This is a genomic window from Stenotrophomonas sp. Steno-Z10-HUANG, assembly GCF_056393075.1.
On record NZ_JBWJPA010000008.1, the window covers coordinates 92,516 to 110,642 of the forward strand.

The following is an 18,127-nucleotide window of genomic DNA, read 5'->3' on the forward strand; positions in this document are numbered from 1 at the left end:
ACTGGGCGGCCTGCCAAGGATGCCGTACCCCAATGAACGACGATTCCTCACCTTCTTCGCGGCGCCGGCTGGCGCGCTGGATCATCGCCCTCCTGCTGTTGCTCGCGCTGGCCGCGGCCGCCGGGTTCGGCTGGCGCAGCTGGCAGGCCGGCCAGCGCGCGGCCGCGCACGCACGGGCCGCCGCCAGCCAGCAGGTGGAGGCGCTGCAGCAGATGGTGGACGCACTGCGCCGCGACCAGCGCGCCAATGCGCGCGGCCTGCAGGACGTGGCCGCCACCAACCGCGTCCTGCGCGACGAAGTGCTCGGCCTGGGCCAGCGCAACGCGCTGCTGGAGGAGAACGTGGCACGCCTGGCCGACCATTCGCACCAGGGCGCGCAGGCCGCGCGCCGCGAGGACGCCGAACTGCTGCTCAGCCAGGCGCAGCAGCGGCTGGTGTACGCCGGCGACCTGGACGGCGCCCGCCGCCTGTATGCGCTGGCCGCCGGCGTGCTGGAAAGCATGGACAGCCCGGGCTACCTGAACCTGCGCCAGGCACTGGTGCAGGAACGCGCTGCGGTCGATGCGCTCGGCCCCGGCGTGCGGGTGCGCGCCGCCGGCCAGCTCGCGCAGTGGACCACGGCCCTGGACGCGCTGCCGGAGCAGAGCGCGGAGGTGGCCGACGCCGAACCCGCATGGTGGCAGCAGATGCTCTCGCCGCTGGTGCAGATCCGCCCGGCCGACCCGCAGGTACTGATGGCACGCTCCGAGCGTGTGGTCGCCACCGACGCACTGCAGATCGAACTGAGCCTGGCGCGCGCGGCGCTGGAACGCGGCGACACCCAGGGCTGGCAGCTGGCGCTGCAGCGGGTTGACGGCTGGCTGCTGCGGCTGTGGCCGGATTCACCGCAACGGCGCAGCCAGCGCCACGCACTGGCCGAACTGCGCGGCATCGACCTGCGCATCGCGCTGCCCGAACTGGGCAGCACCCTGCAACAACTGCGCGCCATGCGCGAGGGGAAGGTGGCGCCATGAATGCATTCCGTTCGTTGTTGGTCCTGCTGCTGGTGGCCGCCATCGGCATCCTCGGTGCGCAATGGCTGGGGCAGGAATCGGTACGCGGGATCGGCGAGGTGATCGTGCGCGCCGGCGGCAACGATTACATCGCCACGCTGCCGCAGGCGCTGCTGGCGCTGCTGATCGCCGGCCTGCTGCTGTGGCTGCTGTGGACGCTGCTCAGTGCGCCGTTCCGCAGCTGGGCGCGCTACCGCCGCCGGCAGGGACGCGCACGCCTGATCGACGGCCTGCAGGCGCTGGACGGCGGCCAGTGGCAGCGTGCCGAGAAGCTGCTGGCCAGCGCCGCCAGCGAGAAGGAAGTGCGCGCGGTCGCGCTGGCGGCGGCGATGCGAGCGGCCGAGGCGCGCGGCGACAGCGCCAGCGCCGGCCAGTACCTGCAGCAGTTGGGCGTGCAGGACGCCACCCTGCACGCGTTGCACAGCGCCGAGCGCTGGCTGCAGCGCGACAACCCGCAGCAGGCCATCGAAGCGCTGGACCTGGCGGCGATCCAGCCGCTGCCGCCGCGCGGGCTTTGGCTGCGCACCGATGCGCTGGCGCGCGCCGGCCGTGCCGAGGAGGCCTACGGCCAGCTTGGCGCGCTGCGCCAACAGCAGGCGCTGCCCGCCGACGCGCTGGCCGCGCTGGAAACCCGCCTGGCCCTGCAGATGCTCGACGAAGCCGACAACGTCAACGCACTGGCCGCCCGCTGGGAAGTGCTGCCCAAGGCGCTGCGCGCCACCCCCGAGGCGGTGGCGCGCTACGCCCGGCGTGCGGTGGCGCTGAACTGGAACGACACCGCCCTGCACAGCATCGAGCAGGCCCTGGACAACCACTGGGACGACGGCCTGATCCTGCTCTACGGCGAACTGCCGGTGGACAAGCTCGACTCGCGCCGCGCCAGTGCGCAGCGCTGGCTGCAGTCGCATGCGGCGAGCCCGGCGCTGCTGCTGACCCTGGGGCGGCTGGCACGCGGCCAGGGGCAATGGACCCAGGCCGAGGAGTTCCTGCACCGCGCCATCGCCCAGGGCGCCGGCGCCGACGCCTGGGAGGAACTGGGCGAAGGCTTCGCCGCCGCCGGCGATGACGTGCTGGCGCGGCAGTGCCTGCTCAATGCGGTGCAGCACCGCCACGGCCGCGCGGCGCAGCCGCTGCAGCGGCGCGACCTGCGCCAGCGGATCCAGGACCAGGCCGTGGCCGAGGCCCGCGACGCGCATGGCTTCCCGCGGCTGCCGGACTGACACGGGTAGAATCCGCCGCCCGCCCCGCGCCGCCCGGTTGCAATGAACATTCCTGCCGATATCCACGCCCGCGTCGTGGAACTGACCGACCGCATCATCGACGCCGGCCAGTCCGGCGCGACCGACGCCGCCGAACTCGCCTACGCCGAACTGCGCGGTTACTGCGAATCGCTGGCCGCCGCCGGCCGCGACCATCCGTTCCTGTGGGAAACCCTGGGCGATTTCACCGGCGATGACCGCCTGGCCATCGCCCTGTACCTGCGCGCGCTGCCACTGGCCACCGCCGCCGGGGCCGCCGGCTACGCCGCCTCGATCTGCCTGGCGCTGGCCGAACGCCATTCCAACCTGGACCAAGCGGATGCGGCGCGCGACCACGCGCTCCAGGCCGATGGCTTCGCCCGCACCACCGACGACCTGCCGCTGCGGCGGCAGATCAGCCAGTTCCTGCTCGACCACTCGCCGGCGGCGGACACGCCCTGAGCGGCCGCGACGGGCGCGTTCAGTCGCGCCGGTACGGGTAGCGCGGCAGCCGTGCCAGCAGCCGCGGCGAGACGCCGCCATAGACCGCCAGCTCGCGGGTGATCCGCCGCGGCTTGAGGATGCGCATTCCGATCAGGCCCCAGAACAGCATCACGAAGAACGCCAGGCTGCCCAGCAGCACCGTGGTGCCGGTTTCCAGCACGAAACCGGCGATCAGCGGCAGCGGCGACAGCCAGGCCATCAGCATGAAATGCCGGCGCTGGCGCTGGTGCGCGGCGCACAGCCCGACCTGGTGCTGGCCCTGCCTGCGTACGATCAACGCGACGATCAGGTAGATGATCATCTGCAGCAGGATCAGCAGGTACAGCCAGGGCGAATGCCAGTAGAAGCTGCGTTTGCGGTAATCCACGGCCGGCTCGCCGCATTTGACGCAGTAGCGTGGCAGGTCGGCCTGCGGCCGCGCCAGCAGGTCGGGTCCGTCACGCCAGCAGTTTTCCGTGCCGCCGCTGCGCTCCAGTGCTGGCGGCAGCACCGCGCTTTGCGGTGCCGCGTACGGGTTGAACGCGTTCGTTTCAGGCATATTCCCTCTCTCCATGATGGATCAGGGCGCAGGCACGCCCCGCCCGAACGCTCAGCGATCGCCTTCCCCGGCGCGCGCATCGGCATCGGCCTCGCGGGCCGCTTCGGCAGCCGCGGCGGCCGCCATCGCCGCCACATCCGCAGTGGTTGCGGCCGCCATTCCCACCGGCGCTGCGGAAGCATCGGCCGCCGAGGCCGCGTCTTCCACGGAACCGGGCGCCGGGCCGGCCGCGGCAGCCGCCGGCGCATTGGCATCCACCGCCATCGTCGACCGGCTGTCGCCGGCGTCGATGAGCTGCAGCTGTTGCGCGATCTCGGCGGCGAACTGCCTGGCCACCCGCTCGCGGTCCGGCCCGGTCACCAGGGCTTGCACCTGCGGCAGCAGGCCGTTGAAGCGCGCCCGCGCCGGTTCGAACCGTGACAAGCGCCGCTCCCATTCGCCCAGCAGCATCTGGCAGTACAGCCACTGGCCATCGCGCGCGGCCTGGCCATCCGGGCATTGCCGGGCGAACGCGGCCGACGCGGCGGCCACGTAGCGCGGGTACTGCGCCGGTGAGGCCTGCCAGCTGGCCCGCTGCAGCGCACCGGCCTGCTCGGCGGCCGGCGCACCGATCACCCGCAGCAGCTGCGCCAGCCGCCAGTAACTGGTTTCCGTGCCGCGCAGGCGCTGGTAGTCGGCGCTCTGCACGTAGGTGCCCAGCGCCTCAAGCTCGGTCTTGTCGAAGGCCTCGCGGAACAGCAGGAAGCCGTTGCCCGGGCACTCCACCAGCGGCCACGGCGACTGGATGGCGCCATGCGCGCGCCCGTCCAGGAAATGGCCGAACGAGGTGCCCGAGCCCATGGTGCTGGCGCTGAAGCGCTCGCCACCAATCGGGCACACATAGTCCACCGTCATGAACGTCATCGCCGCCGCCGGCGCGGCCAGCGCCGCCAACAGCACGCCCAGCCCCATCGTGATGCGTTTCATGTCCCGTCCCTGGTCTCCGCCGAAGCGCCGACGATAGCAGTCGGTCAGGGAACCCGGCAGGGGGGCAGTGGGCGCGGATCAGCGGCGCGCGGCGGCGCGGCCGGACACGCCGGTGCGTCCCCGGTGAGGCGCGCCTGGCCACCAGTTCCGGTCACGCGCTGGACTGGCGGCGCCCCGCCGCCCGGGGGGGGATTGCCCGGCTCCCGGCGCACCCGGGCGACGACAACGCCACCGGCCGGTCGCGGCGGCCGGCGTGGAACGGATCGGTACAGGCCATGGCCGCGGCACGCAGCGCGCGGAAACCGGAGCGGTCGCCGGCGCGGCATGGGGGCTTCCCGGGCGAGCAGCGCTTCGACCGCGTCGCCGTGGAGCGCCGGCGGCGGATCAGCGCTCGATGATCGCCACCACGCCCATGCCGCCGGCGGTGCAGATCGACACCAGCGCGCGGCCGCCGCCACGTTCGGCCAGCTCCTTGGACACGGTGGCGACGATGCGCGCGCCGGTGGCGGCGAACGGGTGGCCGGTGGCCAGCGACGAGCCCAGCGGATTGATCTTCTCCGGGTCGATGCGGCCCAGCGGCGCGTCCAGGCCCAGGCGGTTGCGGCAGTAGTCCTCGCTCTCCCACGCACGCAGCGTGCACAGCACCTGCGCGGCGAAGGCCTCGTGGATTTCGTAGATGTCGAAGTCCTGCAGGGTCAGGCCGTTGCGGCGGAGCATCTCCGGCACGGCGATGGTCGGCGCCATCAGCAGGCCCTCGCCATGCACGAAATCCACCGCCGCCACCTGCGCGTCGCGCAGGTACGCCAGCGGTTCGTGGCCGTGGGCGCGCGCCCATTCCTCGCTGGCCAGCAGCACCGCGGCGGCGCCGTCGGTCAGCGGCGTGGAGTTGGCCGCGGTCAGGGTGCCGCGGCCGGAAGTCTTGTCGAACGCCGGCTTCAGCGTGGCCAGTTTCTCCAGCGAGGTGTCCTGGCGCAGGATGTTGTCGCGCTCGACCCCACGGAACGGGGCGATCAGGTCGCCGAAGAAGCCGCGCTCGTAGGCGGCGGCGAGCTTGCGGTGCGAAGCCACCGCCCACTCGTCCTGCGAATCGCGCGAGATGTTCCACTCCTTGGCCATGTCCTCGCAGTGGTCGCCCATGCTCTTGCCGGTGCGCGGCTCGGCCACGCCGGGGAACTCGGGCTTGAGCTCGGACAGGCGGAACCCTGACAGCAGCGCCTTGACCTTGTCGCCGGTCGATTTGGCGCGGTTGGCGGCCAGCAGGCGCCCGCGCAGCTTCTTGCCGTAGACGATCGGCACGTCGGAGGTGGTGTCCGAACCGCCGCCGATGCCGGAGTCGATCTGGCCCAGGGCGATCTTGTTGGCCACGGTGATGATGCTGTCCAGCGAGGTGCCGCAGGCGCGCTGCAGGGTGATGCCCGGGGTCAGCGGCGACAGTCCGGAGGACAGCGCGGCCTCGCGGCCGAGGTTCCAGTCGCTGGGATGCTTGATCACCGCACCCATCGCCACTTCGCCCAGCTGCTGCCCGTGCAGGCCGAAGCGCTCGACCAGCGCGCCGAGGGTGCGCACCGACATGCCGAGATTGCCGACGTCCGCATAGGCGGTGTTCTGGCGGCAGAACGGGATGCGGACACCACCGAGAATGGCGACGGGACGGGCGCTGGACATGCGGTTACCTGGGCTGGTGGGGGAAGGCGGCGCGGACCTGCCTGCGGCAGCAGGCATAATGGACATTGAGTGTAGCTTCGAGCCTGTGACGGGCCAACCGCGAACCATGAGCAATCCCAACCCCGACATGAACGCACTGGGCGTGATGGCGCTGGAGCTGGCCGGTGGCCAGCAACCGCGGCTCGCCGCGCTGCCCTCCAGCCAGGCCGGCGAACTGGCCGCGCTGGTCGGCCGCGACCTGCAGAAGCTGGTGCCGCAGGCCAGCGGGCTGGACCTGGTGCTGGCCGCGGCGCATTTCGATCCGGCCGAGGTGCTGCGCCCGGGCTGGCCGGTGCACCGGCGCCTGGAGGAACTGCAGATGCGCGCGCCCGGGCGCAACCAGGGCCCGCGCCTGCTGGCGTTCGGCGCCGATGCGTCCGGCGACGTGCCGCTGCCGCTGCAGGCCGACCCGGCGCTGACCGGTGGCGGCCTGCGGGTACTGCCGTTCGTGCTGACCGGCAGCGACGCCACCCTGCTGGCCGAGACCCGCGACGCACTGGAAGACGTGCTGCTGGCCAACGGCATGGCCCAGGCCGATACCGCCCTGCTGGCGCAGGACGCCTTCGGCGCGCAGATCGAGCACGCGCGCTATTTCACCGTCAACGACCTGGCCGCGATGATGGCCATGCAGTACGACAACCAGGGCCTGGCCGGATTGTGGCCGCTGCTGGAGACGGCGATGTTCTCGCCGCAACGGGAGCAGTGGCTGGACGCCGCGCCCGAGCCGCTGCTGCGTTATACCGGCAGCGAGGTACGCATGGCGCTGTTCGACCCGGCCGGCTGGTGCGCGCACTATGCGCAGGACAAGAACGACTGCGACCGCCTGCAGCGCATCTACGAGCAGTACCTGATGCGCCAGCGGCAGATGGCCGCGGTGCTCGAGGCGCACGGGCTGGACGTGCTGTACGTGCACGTCGAAGCCGGCCAGGACGCACGCGCGGTGATGGCGCACTGACGCCGGCAACCCATGGCCTGCAACGCAGAACGCCGGCATCCGCCGGCGTTCTGCATTCGTGCGGCCGGGGCGTTACTGGGCCTTGGCGATCACCGCGCAGGCCAGGCGCGCGCCGGCGTTGCCGGTGGGCTGGCTGTGGTAGTCGTCCGGGTCGGCATGGACGATCAGGCCGCGGCCGATGATGTCGAAGCCGTCGCCCTTGCCGGCGTTGACGTTGCTCGACACCGGGCCATCGACATGCGCATTGCCCTGCGCGTCGGCGACGATGTTGGGCATGTCGCCGCCATGGTGCGCCGGCGCGTCGATGCTGCCGTGTTCGGCATTGCCCGGGTTGAAGTGGCCGCCGGCACTGCTGCCGTCCGGCGCACTGCAGTCGCCCTTCTCGTGGATGTGGAAGCCGTGCTCGCTGCCCGGCTTGAGCCCGCTGATGTCGCCACTGGCGTGCAGCCTGCCGTCGACCACGGTGAAGCGGATGCTGCCCTTGACCGTGCTGTCCTTGGTCGGCTGCAGCTCGGCGGTGGCGACGGCCGCGGCGGCGGGCGCCATCGGCGGCGGCGCGGCCGGATCGGCGGCGGGCGCCGGCGCCGGGGTTGCGGTATCGGCCGGGGTGGCGGCCGGCTCGGCGTCCTGCTTGCAGGCGCTCAGCACCAGGGCGCTGGCAAGGAACAGGCTGGTGTGGATCAAACGCATCGTCGTACTCCCTTGAGTGAACTGGATCGGCCGGACCACCGCATTCAGCGGGTGACGCGGACCACGCCGCAGGCGACCCGGGCGCCGGCGTTGCCCGCCGGCTGGCTGTGGTAGTCGTCGGCGTTGGCATGGACCACCAGGGCACGGCCGGCGATGTCGTTGGCCGCGCCGCCACCAAGGGTAACCCCGCGCAGGCGTACGTCCACGTGTACGACGCCTTCGGCATTGGCCTGCAGGTTGTCCATGTCGCCGGCATGGTGCGCGCCGCCACCGGCACGCCCGTGCGGCTGTGCGGCGGGATTGAAGTGGCCGCCGGCGCTGCTGGCATCGACCGCGCTGCAGTCGCCCTTTTCGTGCACGTGGAACCCGGCCTGGCCGCCACGCGGCAGGCCGCCGATCACGCCGCTGATGTGCACGCCACCGGGCTCGGGGACCAGCGCGACGCGGCCGCTGACCAGGCTGGCCGATGCCGGTGCGAGGTTGGCCTCGGCCAGCTGCGCGGTGCCCATGGCCGGCGGGGCCGGTGGCGCTTCCGGGCGCGCCGGCGGGCGCGTGCCGCAGGCGGCGAGCAGGGCGGTGGCGGTGATGGCGGGAAGACGAAGACGCATGTGTCACTCCTTGCAGGGTGCGGGCCGGGCGGCCTGCGCATGCCCGCGCAGGCATGCCGGCGTGGCCCGGGGTATGCAACGGGGCAAAGATGCCCGTTCGCCGCGCCCGGGTCGAGCGGGGCCGGCGCGGGCGGCGGTCACCGCGCGGCCGCTTCCGCCAGCGCGGCCGCCTCGACCTTGGCCAGGGTGTCGCGCACGTCGCGCAGCACCGCCTGGTTCTGGTCGCCGTAGACCTTGCGCATGGCCCGCAGCGACTCGTTGGCATGGACGCGGGCGGCCTGGGTCCGGCCCTGCGCCAGCTCCGCTTCGGCCAGCCCGCGCAGGATTTCCGCGGTGACGTGGTTGTCGCGCCCCAGGGTGCGCCCGGCGATCTCCAGCAGCGCGCGCTGTTCCCGTTCCGACGCCTCCGCCTGGCCGTCGGCCAGCAGCCAGTTGGCGTGGTTGTGGCGGGTGATCACCGCGGAAAAGGAATCGGTGCCGTAGCGCGCGGCATTCCACTCCATGGTCGCGCGGTAGTAGGGGCCGGCCTCCCTCACCTTGCCCTGCTCGCGCAGGGCGCTGCCGAGCATGCCCAGGGTGCTGACGGTAAAGCCGTTGTCGGCGCCGTACAGGCGCTCGTAGATGGCGGCCAGCTGCCGCAGTTCCGGCTCGGCGCCGGCGAAATCGCGCTGCTGCAGGCGCGCGACCGCCAGGTCACGGCGTGCCGCCAGGGTCTGGGGGTGTTCGCGGCCATGGACCCGGGTCCGCTGCCGGATCACCTCATCCAGCAGCGCCATCGCGCGCGCGTAGTCACCGCTGGTGGACAGGATCTCGGCATAGCGCTTGGCAGCATCGAGCCGCTGCGGGTCATCGGCCGGCCGCTGCCGCGAGAGCCCGTCGAACGCCTCGCGCGCCAGCCGCGTCGCCGCGTCCGCCTGGCCCTGCACGAACAGCACCCAGGCCCGGCGCGACTGCATGTCCAGCGCCAGCCATCGATGCGCGGCGGGGCCACGCTGGGCCCGGGCGATGCCCTCGACGAATGTCGCGTCCGCCTGCTTGAGCCGGTCCGACAACAGGTAGGCCTGGCCCAGCACCTGCATCGCGCGCAGCTCCTGGAACTGCAGCCGGCCGGGGTGGGCCGCGGCCAGCGAGCGGATCGACTGCAGGTGCGCGATGGCGCGGTCGTACTCTTCCAGGCCGACCTGGTTGACCGCGATGATCAGTTCCACGTCGGCCAGGATGTCCGGATAGGCCGCCAGCTCCCGCACCGCACGCTGCGAGGCGTCGTCGAGCACCCGCAGCATCAGCGTCTTGTCCATGTCCTGCGAGACCGCCGGATCGACGCTGTCCAGCACCGAGGCCAGGAACTCGGACGTCACCCTGGCCCGCGCCGCCTCCTGGCGCGCCTCGCGCAGCGACCAGGTGGTCGCGGCCAGGCCGGCGACCAGCGCCACCGCCACCGCGGCCGCGGCCGCCACCGCCAGCCGGTTGCGGCGCACGAAGGTACGCACGCCCAGCCATCGCGCCGGTCCGGCCGCATGCGGCGGATAGTGCGCCAGCCAGCGCCGCAGGTCGTCCAGCAGCGACGATACCGAGGCGTAGCGCGCGGCGCGCTCGGGCTGCAGCGCCTTGAGCGCGATCGCGTCGATGCCGTCGCGCAAGGCGCGCCGCAGCCGGGCCGGGGTGCTGCCGCGCTCGGCCGCCAGCTCGGCGCGCCGGGCCGGCGGCTGCTCGCGCAGGTACCGCGACGGCGGCACGGGGGACGCTTCCGGCGGCGCGCCGCAGGCCAGCTCGTACAGCAGCGCCCCCAGCGAGTACACGTCGCTGCGGGCATCGGTGTCGTTGCCGGGGCGGGCCTGCTCCGGGCTCATGTAGCCGGGGGTGCCGCCCCCCGGGGCGTCGTCGGCGGCGGCGGCATCCATGGCGATGCCGAAGTCGATGATCTTGGGCAGCGGCTGGCCGTCGACCGCGGCGACCAGGATGTTGCCCGGCTTCAGGTCGCGATGGATGACGCCCTTCTGGTGCGCGTGCTGCACGCCTTCGGCGGCCTTGGCCAGCAGCTCGACGCGCTGGCGCAGGTCGACCCGGTGCTGGTCGCACCAGGCGGAGATCGGCTGCCCGTGGATGTACTCCATCACCAGCCAGGCGCGGCCGTCGGCATCGATGCCGGCGTCGTGGATCTGCGCGATGGCCGGGTGCTGCATCTGCGCCAGCAGGCGGCACTCGTATTCGAAATGCCGGTGGCGGCGTTCGTCCAGCGCGGTGGCGCGCACCAGCTTGAGCGCAACCTGGCGCTCGTAGGCGCCATCGGCGCGCCGCGCCAGGTACACCCGGCCCATGCCGCCGGCGCCGATCATCCGTTCCACCGCCCATGGCCCGAACCGCGTGCCCGGCATCACCTCGGCCTCGCTGGCCTGGGCCGCCACCTTGACCGCCTCGCGCAGCGGCGCGTGCAGGCGCGTGGGATCGGTATCGGCGGCCAGCAGCGCCAGCAGTTCGCGCTGCAGCTCCGGATCGTCACCGGTCTGCGCGTGGATGAAAGTGATCCGTTCGGCCTCGGGCAGTTCGGTGGCGCGGTGGAACAGATCGGTCAGGCGCTGCCAGGCGTCGGTGTTCAACAGCGCCTCGCATGCCGGCGGCGGGCTGCCGTCGCTATCGCGGACGGCGCGCGGCCCGGGCGTGGTGCCTGGGTGGCCGTGTCCTGACGTGGCGCCCGCATCTCCATGGGGGGCCGATGATACACGCCCACCCGGCGCCGATCCGCCGGGTCGCGGCGGGCGCGCCGCACGGGTTCTTCAGCGCTTGCGCCCCGGCCCCAGCTTGCGCGTCAGCGTGTTGCGGCCGACGCCGAGCCGCGCCGCGGCATCGCCGCGGTGGCCGTCGGTGGCGGCCAGCGCCGCGTCGAGCAGCACCGCCTCCATGCGCTCGCGCACTTCGGCGTGCAGGCCGCTGGCGCCCTCGGCCAGGCGTTGCCGCGCCCACTGCGCCAGCGCCTGGTCCCATTGCCCGGGCGCCACCGCGGCCGCGCCGGGGCGGGCACGGCCGCCACGGGCCAGCGCCGCCTGCACGTCGGCCGCGGAAATGGTGTCGGCCACCGCCAGTGCCGCCAGCCGCCAGCACACGTTTTCCAGTTCGCGCACGTTGCCGGGCCAGTCGTGCTGGCGCAGGGCCTGCAGGGCGGCGGTGGACAGGCGCTTGGGCGGCATGTCCAGCCGCCGCGCGGCGTTGCCCAGGAACGTCGCGGTGAGCGTGGCCACGTCGTCCAGGCGTTCGCGCAGCGGCGGCAGCCACAGCCGCACCATGTCCAGCCGGTGCAGCAGGTCGGCGCGGAAGCGGCCCTGCTCGACCAGTGCCTCCAGGTCCTGGTGGGTGGCGGCGACCACGCGCACGTCGACATGGATCAGTTCGCGCCCGCCGACGCGGAAGAACTCGCCTTCGGCCAGTACCCGCAGCAGCCGCGTCTGCAGCGGCAGCGGCATGTCGCCGATCTCGTCCAGGAACAGGGTGCCGCCATGGGCCTGCTCGAAGCGGCCGATATGGCGCCTGGCCGCGCCGGTGAAGGCACCGGCCTCGTGGCCGAACAGTTCGCTCTCCAGCAGCTCGGCGGGAATGGCGGCGGTGTTGAGCGCGACGAACGGGCCGCGCGCGCGCGGCGATTCACGGTGCAGCGCGTTGGCCACCAGCTCCTTGCCGGTGCCGGTCTCGCCGTTGATCAGCACCGACAGTGGCGCCTGCGCCAGCCGCCCGATGGCGCGGAACAGCGCGCGCATGGCCGGGGTGTCGCCGATCAGCTGCGGCGCGTCGTCGCCCGCCGCCGGCGCCGGCACCGGTGCCGCGTCCACGCGCGGCTCCGGTTCGGGCAGCGCGCGCCGCGCCAGCTCCACCGCGTCATCCAGGTCGAACGGCTTGGACAGGAACTCATGCGCGCCGCCACGGAACGCACCGGCGGTGCTGGCCACGTCGGTGTAGGCCGACATCACGATCACCGGCAGCTGCGGGTGCGCGGCCTTGAGCTTTTCCAGCAGCACCAGCCCGTCGTCGCCGGGCATGCGCACGTCGGTGAACAGCAGGTCGGGCGCCGGCTGCCGCGCCAGCGCGGCCAGTGCCGCGGCGGCGCTGTCGAAGCCCTCCACCGCGTAGCCGGCGTCGCGCAATGCGGTACTCAGGACGAAGCGCACCGCGCGGTCGTCGTCGACCACCCAGATCGTCGCCGCCGGGGGGGACACGTCAGCCATCGGCCAGCTCCTTTTCCTCGCTGGCGACCGGTAACGGCAGCAGCAGGGTGAACACGGTGTGCCCGGGGCGCGAGCGGAAGCTCAGGGTGCCGCGGTGCTCGCGCGCCACCTGCTGGGCCAGTGCCAGGCCGAGCCCGGTGCCTTCGGCGCGGCCGCTCACCAGCGGCAGGAACAGGTGTTCGGCCAGGTCTTCGGGCACGCCGCGCCCGTCGTCGGCCACTTCCAGCCGCAGCGCCAGCGGCGAGGCGTGTTCGGCGGTGCGCACGCCGTGTTCGACCCGGGTGCGCAGCACGATGCGGGTGGCGCCGGCCTGGATCGCATTGCGCACCAGGTTGAGCAGGGCCTGGGTCAGGCGGTCGGCGTCGCCGGCGAACTCGGGAATGCTGGGGTCGTAATCGCGCTGCAGCTGCAGGGTCCAGCCGGCCTCGTTCTCGGCCAGGCGCAGCACCCGCTCGAGCGCGGCATGGATGTTGAGCGGCGCGTGCGGCCGCTGCGGTGCCGGTGAAAGCAGTTGTTCGAGCAGGGTGTTGAGGCGTTCGATCTCCGCGCCGATCAGTTCGATCAGCTCGCCCTCCGCCGCATCGCGGTTGCCGGCGCGGCGCGCCAGCAGCTGCGCCGCGCCCTTGAGCCCGGCCAGTGGGTTGCGCAGCTCGTGGGCCAGGCCCTTGAGCGCCGCGCTGAAGGCGCCGGGCAGCACCTGCGCCGGATCGGGCGCGGCGAACTCGTCCACCGGGTGCGCTTCCAGCAGCCAGCCGCCGGCATCCAGCGCGGTCAGCCAGCCCTCGGCGAACCGCGAGCGCTCGCCCGGCAGGGCCAGCGCCAGCCGCGGCAGGCGCACGGCGTCGACGCCGTCCCAGCCCTGTGCCAGGCGCTCGGCGAGGTCGTCGCCCTGGCTCTCCAGCGATGCCAGCGGCTGCCCCAGCAGGCGCCGCACGCTGACCCCCAGCCAGCGGCAGAACGCCGGGTTCGCGCCGGCGATGCGGCCGTCCGCCGCGGTCCACACCAGCGGCGTGGCCAACAGCTCGGCGGGGGGCGGGAGGGCGGTGTCGTGCATTGCACCAATGTAGTGCAAAGGCGCCTGCCGTGCCGACTGCGACGGGGCCGGCGGCGTGCAGCCGTCCGGCCCGTCGCGCTCAGGCCTCGTAGGCCGATTCGCCATGGGTACTGATGTCCAGGCCGGTCCGCTCGGCTTCCTCGCTCACGCGCAGGCCGACCAGCGCGCGCACCACCAGCAGGACCGCCGCGGTGACCGTCGCGCTCCACAGCACGGTGAAGCCGACACTGACCGCCTGCACCCACAGCTGGTGGGCAATATCCAGGCCGGCCTTGGTGCCGCCCAGCGACTGCGCACTGAACACGCCGGTCAGCAGCGCGCCGACGATGCCGCCGACACCGTGCACGCCGAATACGTCGGCGGTGTCGTCCGCCCGCAGCAGGCGTTTCAGGCCGGTGACGCCCCATACGCAGAGCATGCCGGTGACCAGGCCGATCACGATCGCGCCCAGCGGCCCCACCGTGCCGCAGGCCGGCGTCACCCCGACCAGGCCGGCGACCGCGCCCGAGGCCGCGCCCAGTGCCGAGGGGTGGCCCTTGGTCACCGCCTCCACCAGCGTCCAGCCCAGTACCGCGGCGGCGGTGGCCAGCAGGGTGTTGATGAACGCCAGCGACGCCACGCTGTCGGCCGCCGCCGCCGAACCGGCGTTGAAGCCGAACCAGCCCACCCACAGCAGCATCGCGCCGAGCCAGGTCAGCGGCAGGTTGTGCGGCTTCAACGCCACGTGCCCATAACCCAGGCGCTTGCCGACGAACCACGCCGCCACCAGCCCGGCGACGCCGGCATTGATGTGGACCACGGTGCCGCCGGCGAAGTCGATGGCGCCCATCGCCCCCAGCCAGCCGCCCCCCCAGACGCTGTGCGCCATCGGCAGGTAGCCCAGGGTGAACCACAGCGCCGAGAACAGCAGCACCGCACGGAAGCGGATGCGTTCGGCGAAGGCGCCGACGATCAGCGCGGTGGTGATGCCGGCGAAGGTGGACTGGAATGCCACGAACAGGTAATCCGGCAGGCCGGCGATGGGGGTGCGCCCCACCGAGTCCGGGGTGAAGCCGTGCAGGAAGGCGAACCGGGTGAACGAACCGAACAGCGCGTTGCCCTCGCTGAACACCGCGCTGTAGCCGTAGCCGACCCACAGCAGCAGTACCAGCGAGAACACCACCAGTACCTGGCTCAGCACCGACAGCACGTTCTTGGCGCGCACCAGGCCACCGTAGAACAGCGCCAGCCCGGGCACCACCATCATCAGCACCAGCAGCGTGGAGGTGAGCATCCAGGCCACGTCGCCGCGGTCGAACGCCGGCGCGGCCGGCTGCGCGCTGGCTGCGAGCGGAAGCAGCGCCAGCGCCAGGCCGGCGAGCGTGGGCGACGGGCACAGACCACCGAGCCGGGCCCTGGGCCCGGTGAAAAATTGCGTTCGCATTGTCGACTCCGGTTGTGGGGGAAGCAGCCGGCGACCGGGCCCGTGCTGGCGGCTGGCCGCCACGGAGCCGGGCGTCAGCGGGTCTTCAGAGCGCGTCGGCGCCTGTCTCGCCGGTGCGGATGCGCACCACCTGCTCGAGCGGGGTGACGAAGATCTTGCCGTCGCCGATCTTGCCGGTGCCGGCGGCCGCCTGCAGGGTTTCGATCACCGCCTCGACGTTGTCGTCGGTGACCGCGGTTTCGATGCGGATCTTGGGCAGGAAATCGACCACGTACTCGGCACCGCGGTACAGCTCGGTGTGGCCCTTCTGGCGGCCGAAGCCCTTGACCTCGGTGACGGTGATGCCGGACACGCCGGCCGCGCCGAGGGCCTCGCGGACCTCGTCGAGCTTGAACGGGCGGATGATGGCGGAGATCAGTTTCATGCGCAGGTCCCGATGTGGAGGAGACCGGCCGCCGCGGGCCGGCATCGTGTCATCCAGCGGCCATGCAACGGCCGCTGGCGGTGCGCCGGATGCGCCGCGCGGCAGTGAGGCCTGGCCCACGCGACGCGTTTCCGGGTTCTCTTGCCACTGCCTGGTAGTGCCGGGTTTGCCGCCGGGGGCGGCGATGGCGAAAGCGGGAGGGGAGGGACTTTGCCATCGCCGCCGTTGCCGGCGGCAAGGGGGTGCGGCGGCCGCGCGCAGGCGGCCGCCCGGCATCAGCTGGCGTAGTACAGCTGGTATTCCAGCGGATGGGTGGCGGCGCGGAACGCGGTCACTTCCTTCATCTTCAGCGCGATGTAGGCGTCGATGAAGTCGTCGCTCATCACCCCGCCGGCCTTGAGGAACTCGCGGTCCTTGTCCAGCGCTTCCAGCGCCTGGTCCAGCGAGGAGCAGACCTGCGGGATCAGCTTCTCTTCCTCCGGCGGCAGGTCGTACAGGTCCTTGTCCGAAGGAGCACCGGGGTCGATCTGGTTACGGATGCCGTCCAGGCCGGCCATCATCAGCGCGGTGAAGGTCAGGTAGCCGGACTGGATCGGGTCGGGGAAACGCATCTCGATGCGCCGCGCCTTCGGGTTGGACACCCACGGGATGCGGCACGACGCCGAGCGGTTGCGCGCCGAGTAGGCCAGCATCACCGGTGCCTCGAAACCGGGCACCAGGCGCTTGTAGCTGTTGGTGCCCGAGTTGCTGAAGGCGTTGATGGCGCGGGCGTGCTTGAAGATGCCGCCGATGTACCACAGCGCCATCTGCGACAGGCCGCCGTAGCCGTCGCCGGAGAACAGGTTCTTGCCCTCCTTGGCCAGCGACTGGTGCACGTGCATGCCGCTGCCGTTGTCGCCGACCAGCGGCTTGGGCATGAAGGTCACCGTCTTGCCGTTGCGGTGCGCCACGTTCTTGATGACGTGCTTCATGCGCTGCAGTTCGTCGGCCTTGGTCACCAGCGTGTTGAACTTGGCGCCGATCTCGCACTGGCCGGCGTTGGCCACCTCGTGGTGGTGCACCTCGACCTCGATGCCGACCTGGGTCAGCACCTTGCACATCTCGGCGCGGATGTCGTGCAGCGAATCGGTCGGCGGCACCGGGAAGTAGCCGCCCTTGACGGTCGGACGGTAGCCGCTGTTGGCGCCGTCATAGTGCTTGCCGGTGTTCCAGGCGCCTTCCTCGGAGTTGATCTTGAAGAAGGTGTGGCCCATGTCGTTGGCGAACTGGACCGAGTCGAAGATGAAGAATTCCGGTTCCGGGCCGAAGAACGCCAGGTCGGCGATGCCCGAGGACTTCAGGTAGGCCTCGGCGCGCTTGGCGATGCCGCGCGGGCAACGGCCATAGCCCTGCATGGTGGCCGGGTCGAGCACGTCGCAGGTCAGCACCAGGGTCGGGTCGGCGTAGAACGGGTCGACGTAGGCGCTGGCCGGGTCCGGCATCAGCACCATGTCCGATTCGGCGATGCCCTTCCAGCCGGCGATCGAGCTGCCGTCGAACATCTTGCCTTCCTCGAACAGCGACGGCTCGACGATGGAGACCGGGAAGGTCACGTGCTGCTCGATGCCGCGCATGTCGACGAAACGCAGATCGATGAACTCGATCTGGTTGTCCTTGATGAGCTTCTCGATATTTTCCAGGGACATCGGGCAAAACCTCGGTGGAAGTGGCGTGCGCTGTCTACAGCAACTCGCGTGCCAACTTCCGCAGGCAGGCAACTCCTTGTTTTCAAAGCGTTGCGTTGGCCTGCGCCTGGTCGTGATGCACCAACATGGTGCATTTCATCCAGTCACGCACCAGACAAGTGCATGGCCGGCGATGCTCTATCCTTTGCCGGTCATTCGCCCGTCCACGCTCATGTCCGACCCGATTTCCGCTCTGCTGCTTGGCATCCTCGAGGGCCTCACCGAATTCCTCCCCGTTTCCAGTACCGGCCACCTGCTGATCGCCGAACGCTGGCTGGGCGCCCGCTCGGACTTCTTCAACATCGTCATCCAGGCCGGCGCCATCCTCTCCGTCGCCCTGGTGTTCCGGCAGCGGCTGTGGTCGCTGGCCACCGGCCTGGGTGACCCCGGCAACCGCGATTACGTGCTGAAGCTGGCCACCGCGTTCCTGGTGACCGCGCTGGTCGGCCTGCCGGTGCGGCTGGCCGGCTGGCAGCTGCCGGAGACCGTCACCCCGGTGGCCTGGGCGCTGGTGTTCGGCGGCGTGTGGATGCTGCTGGCCGAAGGCTTCGCCGCGCGCCTGCCCGACCGCGACAGCGTCACCTGGAAGGTCGCCGTCGGCGTCGGCCTGGCGCAGGTGGTGGCCGGTGTATTCCCCGGCACCTCGCGCTCGGCCGCGGCGATCTTCCTGGCCATGCTGCTGGGCCTGAGTCGGCGCGCGGCCGCCGCCGAGTTCGTGTTCCTGGTCGGGATCCCGACCATGTTCGCCGCCAGCGGCTACGCGTTCTTCGAGCTGGCCCGCCATGGCCAGCTCGCGCACGAGGCGTGGAGCGACGTCGGCATCGCCTTCGCCGCCGCGGTGGTGACCGGTTTCGTCGTGGTGAAGTGGCTGCTGGGCTACATCAAGCACCATCGCTTCACGGGCTTCGCGGTATACAGGTTGGCCTTGGGCGCCGCATTGCTGCTGTTCCTGCCTGCTGGACACTGAATGCGGATAGCCGCCGATAACCCCGGCGGCCAGCGTCATGCGTTCTGCCCTCCGTCCTTTCCACCT

The 18,127-nt window shown here is 71.9% G+C and carries 16 protein-coding genes; 5 read left to right on the forward strand and 11 right to left on the reverse strand.

All coding sequences use genetic code 11. The features are described 5' to 3' along the window. Positions 1-32: 32 nt before the first annotated feature. The 3 genes from AC06E6_RS12020 to AC06E6_RS12030 are packed head-to-tail and all read left to right on the forward strand — an operon-like array spanning position 33 to position 2,752. On the forward strand, positions 33-1,013 hold the full coding sequence (locus AC06E6_RS12020) for a uroporphyrinogen-III C-methyltransferase (protein WP_478061482.1): 981 nt from the start codon (positions 33-35) through the stop codon (positions 1,011-1,013). After that, entirely contained in the window at positions 1,010-2,272 is a 1,263-nt protein-coding gene (locus tag AC06E6_RS12025) for a heme biosynthesis HemY N-terminal domain-containing protein (RefSeq protein WP_478061484.1), read from the forward strand. The genes AC06E6_RS12020 and AC06E6_RS12025 overlap by 4 nt, the downstream gene beginning before the upstream one ends. Before the next feature lie 42 nt (positions 2,273-2,314). Continuing rightward, positions 2,315-2,752: a hypothetical protein gene (locus AC06E6_RS12030; protein ID WP_240213166.1), complete on the forward strand. Its 438-nt coding sequence runs from the start codon at positions 2,315-2,317 to the stop codon at positions 2,750-2,752. Positions 2,753-2,771: 19 nt separating this feature from the next. Here the strand turns inward: AC06E6_RS12030 and AC06E6_RS12035 are convergent, their stop codons facing one another. From AC06E6_RS12035 to AC06E6_RS12045, 3 genes are all read right to left on the reverse strand, one after another. Beyond that, positions 2,772-3,332, reverse strand: coding sequence for a hypothetical protein (locus AC06E6_RS12035; RefSeq protein WP_478061488.1), 561 nt, complete (start codon positions 3,330-3,332; stop codon positions 2,772-2,774). Positions 3,333-3,383: 51 nt separating this feature from the next. After that, positions 3,384-4,298 (reverse strand): hypothetical protein, encoded by a 915-nt coding sequence (locus AC06E6_RS12040; protein WP_478061490.1) that lies wholly within the window; start codon positions 4,296-4,298, stop codon positions 3,384-3,386. Positions 4,299-4,682: 384 nt separating this feature from the next. Continuing rightward, positions 4,683-5,963 (reverse strand): acetyl-CoA C-acetyltransferase, encoded by a 1,281-nt coding sequence (locus tag AC06E6_RS12045; RefSeq protein WP_478061492.1) that lies wholly within the window; start codon positions 5,961-5,963, stop codon positions 4,683-4,685. 106 nt (positions 5,964-6,069) lie between these two features. Here AC06E6_RS12045 and AC06E6_RS12050 point away from each other — a divergent pair, with 106 nt between their 5' ends. Further along, on the forward strand, positions 6,070-6,957 hold the full coding sequence (locus tag AC06E6_RS12050; protein ID WP_161614874.1) for a hypothetical protein: 888 nt from the start codon (positions 6,070-6,072) through the stop codon (positions 6,955-6,957). A 72-nt stretch (positions 6,958-7,029) separates the two neighbouring features. On the opposite strand, the gene AC06E6_RS12055 is transcribed toward AC06E6_RS12050, so the two are convergent. From AC06E6_RS12055 to glnA, 8 genes are all read right to left on the reverse strand, one after another. Further along, positions 7,030-7,647, reverse strand: a complete 618-nt coding sequence (locus AC06E6_RS12055) for a superoxide dismutase family protein (protein WP_161614873.1) — start codon at positions 7,645-7,647, stop codon at positions 7,030-7,032. A 44-nt stretch (positions 7,648-7,691) separates the two neighbouring features. Further along, a complete protein-coding gene (locus tag AC06E6_RS12060; protein WP_478061495.1) occupies positions 7,692-8,255 on the reverse strand; it encodes a superoxide dismutase family protein in 564 nt (187 codons plus the stop codon). Between the two features lie 137 nt (positions 8,256-8,392). Continuing rightward, on the reverse strand, positions 8,393-10,852 hold the full coding sequence (locus AC06E6_RS12065; protein WP_478061497.1) for a serine/threonine-protein kinase: 2,460 nt from the start codon (positions 10,850-10,852) through the stop codon (positions 8,393-8,395). A gap of 177 nt (positions 10,853-11,029) precedes the next feature. Beyond that, the gene (gene ntrC / locus AC06E6_RS12070; protein WP_478061500.1) at positions 11,030-12,469 is read right to left on the reverse strand and encodes a nitrogen regulation protein NR(I); all 1,440 of its coding nucleotides are present in this window, start codon (positions 12,467-12,469) and stop codon (positions 11,030-11,032) included. Next, on the reverse strand, positions 12,462-13,523 hold the full coding sequence (locus AC06E6_RS12075; RefSeq protein WP_161615012.1) for a two-component system sensor histidine kinase NtrB: 1,062 nt from the start codon (positions 13,521-13,523) through the stop codon (positions 12,462-12,464). The genes ntrC and AC06E6_RS12075 overlap by 8 nt, the downstream gene beginning before the upstream one ends. Positions 13,524-13,602: 79 nt before the next feature. After that, positions 13,603-14,946: an ammonium transporter gene (locus AC06E6_RS12080; protein ID WP_478061502.1), complete on the reverse strand. Its 1,344-nt coding sequence runs from the start codon at positions 14,944-14,946 to the stop codon at positions 13,603-13,605. An 85-nt stretch (positions 14,947-15,031) separates the two neighbouring features. After that, positions 15,032-15,370 carry a P-II family nitrogen regulator gene (locus tag AC06E6_RS12085; RefSeq protein WP_056932548.1) on the reverse strand — a complete coding sequence of 113 codons (339 nt, stop codon included), beginning with the start codon at positions 15,368-15,370 and terminating at the stop codon, positions 15,032-15,034. A 275-nt stretch (positions 15,371-15,645) separates the two neighbouring features. Then, the gene (gene glnA / locus AC06E6_RS12090; protein WP_478061505.1) at positions 15,646-17,055 is read right to left on the reverse strand and encodes a type I glutamate--ammonia ligase; all 1,410 of its coding nucleotides are present in this window, start codon (positions 17,053-17,055) and stop codon (positions 15,646-15,648) included. A gap of 211 nt (positions 17,056-17,266) precedes the next feature. Between glnA and AC06E6_RS12095 the strand changes: the two genes are divergently transcribed. Continuing rightward, positions 17,267-18,061 (forward strand): undecaprenyl-diphosphate phosphatase, encoded by a 795-nt coding sequence (locus AC06E6_RS12095; RefSeq protein ID WP_104937686.1) that lies wholly within the window; start codon positions 17,267-17,269, stop codon positions 18,059-18,061. The last annotated feature ends 66 nt before the right edge of the window (positions 18,062-18,127 follow it).

Bases quoted from the DNA above. Each gene is read 5' to 3' on its own strand.
- AC06E6_RS12020 (WP_478061482.1), top strand. From the start codon at position 33: ATGAACGACGATTCCTCACCTTCTTCGCGGCGCCGGCTGGCGCGCTGG.
- AC06E6_RS12025 (WP_478061484.1), top strand. From the start codon at position 1,010: ATGAATGCATTCCGTTCGTTGTTGGTCCTGCTGCTGGTGGCCGCCATC.
- AC06E6_RS12030 (WP_240213166.1), top strand. From the start codon at position 2,315: ATGAACATTCCTGCCGATATCCACGCCCGCGTCGTGGAACTGACCGAC.
- AC06E6_RS12035 (WP_478061488.1), bottom strand. From the start codon at position 3,332: ATGCCTGAAACGAACGCGTTCAACCCGTACGCGGCACCGCAAAGCGCG.
- AC06E6_RS12040 (WP_478061490.1), bottom strand. From the start codon at position 4,298: ATGAAACGCATCACGATGGGGCTGGGCGTGCTGTTGGCGGCGCTGGCC.
- AC06E6_RS12045 (WP_478061492.1), bottom strand. From the start codon at position 5,963: ATGTCCAGCGCCCGTCCCGTCGCCATTCTCGGTGGTGTCCGCATCCCG.
- AC06E6_RS12050 (WP_161614874.1), top strand. From the start codon at position 6,070: ATGAGCAATCCCAACCCCGACATGAACGCACTGGGCGTGATGGCGCTG.
- AC06E6_RS12055 (WP_161614873.1), bottom strand. From the start codon at position 7,647: ATGCGTTTGATCCACACCAGCCTGTTCCTTGCCAGCGCCCTGGTGCTG.
- AC06E6_RS12060 (WP_478061495.1), bottom strand. From the start codon at position 8,255: ATGCGTCTTCGTCTTCCCGCCATCACCGCCACCGCCCTGCTCGCCGCC.
- ntrC (WP_478061500.1), bottom strand. From the start codon at position 12,469: ATGGCTGACGTGTCCCCCCCGGCGGCGACGATCTGGGTGGTCGACGAC.
- AC06E6_RS12075 (WP_161615012.1), bottom strand. From the start codon at position 13,523: ATGCACGACACCGCCCTCCCGCCCCCCGCCGAGCTGTTGGCCACGCCG.
- AC06E6_RS12080 (WP_478061502.1), bottom strand. From the start codon at position 14,946: ATGCGAACGCAATTTTTCACCGGGCCCAGGGCCCGGCTCGGTGGTCTG.
- AC06E6_RS12085 (WP_056932548.1), bottom strand. From the start codon at position 15,370: ATGAAACTGATCTCCGCCATCATCCGCCCGTTCAAGCTCGACGAGGTC.
- glnA (WP_478061505.1), bottom strand. From the start codon at position 17,055: ATGTCCCTGGAAAATATCGAGAAGCTCATCAAGGACAACCAGATCGAG.
- AC06E6_RS12095 (WP_104937686.1), top strand. From the start codon at position 17,267: ATGTCCGACCCGATTTCCGCTCTGCTGCTTGGCATCCTCGAGGGCCTC.